The organism is Streptomyces sp. NPDC059900 (assembly GCF_050270335.1).
Classification (GTDB): domain Bacteria; phylum Actinomycetota; class Actinomycetes; order Streptomycetales; family Streptomycetaceae; genus Streptomyces.
On record NZ_JBNNJZ010000637.1, the window covers coordinates 1 to 4,337 of the forward strand.

Annotated in this window: 5 protein-coding genes, 1 pseudogene and 1 riboswitch; of the genes and pseudogenes, 3 read left to right on the forward strand and 3 right to left on the reverse strand. The window is 68.9% G+C overall.

Features of this window, described 5'->3' with window-relative positions:
* Nucleotides 1–1,418: pseudogene (locus ACQKIP_RS40910) on the forward strand (transglycosylase domain-containing protein); the annotation flags it as partial.
* Between the two features lie 19 nt (nt 1,419–1,437).
* On the opposite strand, the gene ACQKIP_RS40915 reads toward ACQKIP_RS40910, so the two are convergent.
* The 3 genes from ACQKIP_RS40915 to ACQKIP_RS40925 all read right to left on the reverse strand — a co-directional run bounded on the left by ACQKIP_RS40915 (nt 1,438) and on the right by ACQKIP_RS40925 (nt 2,660).
* On the reverse strand, nt 1,438–1,758 hold the full coding sequence (locus ACQKIP_RS40915) for a DMT family transporter (RefSeq protein WP_365857368.1): 321 nt from the start codon (nt 1,756–1,758) through the stop codon (nt 1,438–1,440).
* A gap of 48 nt (nt 1,759–1,806) precedes the next feature.
* Nucleotides 1,807–1,868, reverse strand: a riboswitch (guanidine-III (ykkC-III) riboswitch).
* Between the two features lie 62 nt (nt 1,869–1,930).
* Complete coding sequence (locus tag ACQKIP_RS40920; protein ID WP_361186964.1) at nt 1,931–2,233, reverse strand: GroES family chaperonin; 303 nt, start codon at nt 2,231–2,233, stop codon at nt 1,931–1,933.
* Between the two features lie 97 nt (nt 2,234–2,330).
* A complete protein-coding gene (locus ACQKIP_RS40925) occupies nt 2,331–2,660 on the reverse strand; it encodes a DUF3618 domain-containing protein (RefSeq protein WP_365857366.1) in 330 nt (109 codons plus the stop codon).
* A 214-nt stretch (nt 2,661–2,874) separates the two neighbouring features.
* Between ACQKIP_RS40925 and bcp the strand changes: the two genes are divergently transcribed.
* A complete protein-coding gene (gene bcp / locus ACQKIP_RS40930) occupies nt 2,875–3,342 on the forward strand; it encodes a thioredoxin-dependent thiol peroxidase (protein WP_361387710.1) in 468 nt (155 codons plus the stop codon).
* 121 nt (nt 3,343–3,463) lie between these two features.
* The coding region (locus ACQKIP_RS40935; RefSeq protein ID WP_427745340.1) for an MFS transporter at nt 3,464–4,337 on the forward strand (874 nt) is incomplete at its 3' end.

The following is a 4,337-nucleotide window of genomic DNA, read 5'->3' on the forward strand; positions in this document are numbered from 1 at the left end:
CATTCAAACAGTCACTAGACGACCAGGTTATGTAAAAGTTAGACAAGGACGCCCGCAAGGTCGACCGCAACGTCCGCGCGGGCGGCGCGTCGATCGACCCGAAGACCGGCCAGGTCGTCGCGATGTACGGCGGCATCGACTACACCAAGCAGTACGTCAACAACGCCACGCGCCGTGACTACCAAGTGGGCTCCACCTTCAAGCCGTTCGTCTTCACCTCGGCCGTGGAGAACGGCTCGGTCACCCAGGACGGCCGCACGATCACCCCGAACACGATCTACGACGGCACCAACAAGCGCCCCGTGCAGGGCTGGGACGGCGGTACGTACGCCCCCGAGAACGAGGACGACGTCAACTACGGCGACATCACCGTCAGCACCGCCACCGACAAGTCCGTCAACTCGGTCTACGCGCAGATGGCCGTCGACGTCGGCTCGGACAAGGTCAAGGACACCGCGGTCGCCCTCGGCATCCCCTCGGGCACGCCCGACCTGACCGCGTCCCCGTCCATCGCGCTCGGCCCGTCCACGGCGTCCGTCCTGGACATGACCGAGGCGTACGCGACGCTCGCCAACCACGGCAAGCACCCCACGTACACGATGGTCGCGAAGGTCACCAAGGACGGCCAGGAGGTCGAACTCCCGGAGCCGAAGACCGCGCAGGCCGTCAGCCGCGAGGCCGCCGACACCACCACGTCCATCCTGCAGAGCGTCGTCGACGGCGGCACCGGCACGGCCGCACAGGCCGCGGGCCGCCCGGCGGCGGGCAAGACCGGCACCGCCGAGGAGGACAAGGCGGCCTGGTTCGCGGGCTACACCCCCGAGCTGGCCACCGTCGTCTCCGTGATGGGCCAGAACCCCGACACCGGCGCACACACCCCGCTGTACGGGGCGCTCGGCCAGGCACGGATCAACGGCGGCGCCTTCCCGGCGCAGATCTGGGCGCAGTTCACCAGGGAAGCCCTCCAGGACGAGCCGATCCAGGACTTCGACCTCCAGGTGGAGGAAGGCGCCGACGTACCGGAGATCCCGGACCCCTCGGCCACCGGGGAGGACCCGGCGACCGGCGGTGCGGCCACCGGCGGCGAGACGCCCGGCCTGGACGAAGGCCAGACCCAGGGCCAGGACCAGGGCCAGACGCAAGGCCAGGACCAAGGCCAGATCCAGGGGCAGGACCAGGGCCAGACGCAAGGCCAGGACCAGGGGCAGACCCAGGGCCCGACGACGGACGGCGGTGCCACCGCCGACGGCGGGGCGACCGACGGAGGCATCCCCACCGACCCGGGCACCGCCCAGGGCGGCCAGACGGACGGCGGCGCCGCCGACGGCGGCACAGGCGTCGCCGAGGGCGCCGTGGGCGGCTTCCCGGACAACGCGGCGACCTACAGAAGGAAGGACGACGGGGGCCCGGCGTTCTGACCGCCGCGGTTCCGCCGCCCTAGTGCCCCGACGTCGCCTTCAGGCCCACGACGGCGACCAGCAGCAGGACGACGAAGAAGATCCGGGCGGCGGTGGCGGGCTCGCCCAGGATCACCATGCCGAGCACCGCCGCACCGGCGGCGCCGATGCCGACCCACACGCCGTACGCCGTGCCGATGGGCAGGGTCTTGGCGGCGTGGGAGAGCAGCATCATGCTCGCGACGATTCCGAGGCCCGTGAACACGCTCGGCCACAGCCGGGTGAACCCCTCGGTGTACTTCATCCCGATCGACCAGCCCACTTCGAGCAGACCGGCGACGATCAACAGAACCCAGGCCACGACGGCACCTCCGACACGTGAGACGCGAGATCGCGTCACTTGAATGGGGGTGCGTCGTCTTTGCGGAAACCCGGTACGGCGCGTCTCGTCGGGGTCCTTAAAAGGTAGCAAAGGACGCGCAAAAGGGGCTGGTGACGATGGTCACCAACCCCTGTCGCACACTCCCGGTCGGCTACAGATACAGCCCGGTCGAGTCCTCGGAGCCCTCGAAGCGGTCGGCGGCCACGGCATGCAGGTCGCGCTCGCGCATCAGCACGTACGACACGCCCCGCACCTCCACCTCGGCCCGGTCCTCCGGGTCGTAGAGGACACGGTCGCCCGGCTCCACCGCCCGCACGTTCTGCCCCACGGCGACCACCTCGGCCCAGGCCAGACGCCTGCCGACGGCGGCGGTCGCGGGGATCAGGATGCCGCCGCCCGACTTGCGCTCGCCCTCGGCGGTGTCCTGCCGCACGAGCACACGGTCGTGCAGCATCCGGATGGGCAGCTTGTCGTCGTGGGGGCTCTCTCCCCGGCTTTTGGCGCTCACGCCCCGAACCTACCTGTCACCGGCACGCCCGTACGCTCCCGGGTCAGTCCCTGCGGCGCCGCGAGCTCACCGCGAGCAGCCCCACGAGCCCCACGACCACCAGCGCCACCGGCACGACGCGCTCCAGACGCGGCGCACCGTCCTCGGTCACCAGCTGGGCCCGCACGTCGGAGACGACGCGGTTGGCACCGACGTACGCCCGACCGAGGGAGTTGTCCACACTCGCGACGACCTTGGCCTTCGCGTCCCCGACGATCGTCTTCGGGTGCACCCGCACCCCGATCTCGTCGAGCGTCTCGGCGAGCGTCACGCGACGGCGCTTGATGTCCGCCTCGATCTGCGCCGGGGTCCTGGTGTCCGACGTGTCCGCCACCGCGCTGCCTCCGTGATCGTGTCCGGCTCGTCTGCTGTCCGGCTGTCTGGTCTGTCCGGCCGTCTGATCTGCCCGGGCCTTGTGTACGTATCGCCGACAGTCTGTCAGCTCCACGCCCGCCGCACCCCACGGCACCCCTATTACGCTCGACTCCGTCACCACATGTTTTACGAGCATCCTGCTTACGCAGCATCCTGTGCGAGGAGACCGAAAGATGAGCGAGCGACTCACCCCCGGCGACACGGCCCCGGCGTTCACCCTGCCGGACGCGGACGGCAACGAGGTCTCCCTGGCCGACCACAAGGGCCGCAAGGTCATCGTCTACTTCTACCCGGCAGCGCTTACCCCCGGCTGCACCAAGCAGGCCTGCGACTTCACGGACAACCTCGACGTGCTCGCCTCCGCGGGATACGACGTCATCGGCGTGTCCCCCGACAAGCCGGAGAAGCTGGCGAAGTTCCGCGAGCAGGAGAACCTCAAGGTCACGCTGGTCGGCGACCCGTCCAAGGAGACCCTGGAGGCGTACGGCGCCTTCGGCGAGAAGAAGCTGTACGGCAAGACCGTCACCGGCGTCATCCGCTCCACGGTCGTCGTCGACGAGACGGGCAAGGTCGAGCACGCCTTCTACAACGTCAAGGCGACCGGACACGTAGCAAAGATCATCAAGGACCTGGGCATCTGACCCGGACCCAAGCCCTTCTCCGAGTGTGACGAAAGCCCCCTTGCCGGGGGCTTTCGTTTGCGTCGGCGCGGATCGAGCAAGTGATGCCAGGAGGATTATTCGCAGAACGGAAGGACTACCCATGGCGGCCCACGACGAGGCAGCGGCCGATCTTGAGGCTGTGAAGCGCCACCGCACCCTCTTCCGCGCCGTCAAACGCCGCAAGGATCCGCCGCTGCGACGCACGGACATCACGGTCACGGACGACGCCGCGGTCAAGAGAGCCGTCAAAGCGGCCTCGCTCGGCAACGCCATGGAATGGTTCGACTTCGGCATCTACAGCTACCTGGCCGTCACCATCGGCCATGTCTTCTTCCCGTCCGGGAACGACACGGTCCAGCTGATCTCCTCCTTCGCCACCTTCGCGGTCTCCTTCCTGGTGCGCCCCATCGGCGGCATGGTCTTCGGCCCCATGGGTGACAAGATCGGCCGCAAGAAGGTCCTCGCCCTGACGATGATCATGATGGCGATCGGCACCCTCGCCATCGGACTCATCCCGTCCTACTCCACGATCGGCTTCTGGGCCCCGGTCCTGCTGATCTTCTTCCGCCTCGTGCAGGGCTTCTCCACGGGCGGCGAGTACGGCGGCGCGTCGACCTTCATCGCGGAGTACGCGCCCGACAAGCGCCGCGGCTACTTCGGCAGCTTCCTGGAGATGGGAACCCTCGCCGGATACACGGGCGCGGCGGGCCTCGTCCTCATCCTCAACTCGGCCCTCGGCTCCGACGCCATGGAGTCGTGGGGCTGGCGCCTGCCGTTCCTCGTCGCGGGCCCGCTCGGCCTCGTCGGCCTCTACCTCCGGCTGAAGCTCGACGAGACGCCGGCGTTCCAGAAGATGGAGGACGCCACCTTCCACGCGGCGTCCGAAGGCGCGTCCACCGTGGAGACCACGGCGAAGGGCGACCTGGCCAAGATCTTCACCAACTACTGGCCCACCCTGATCCTCTGCATCGCCC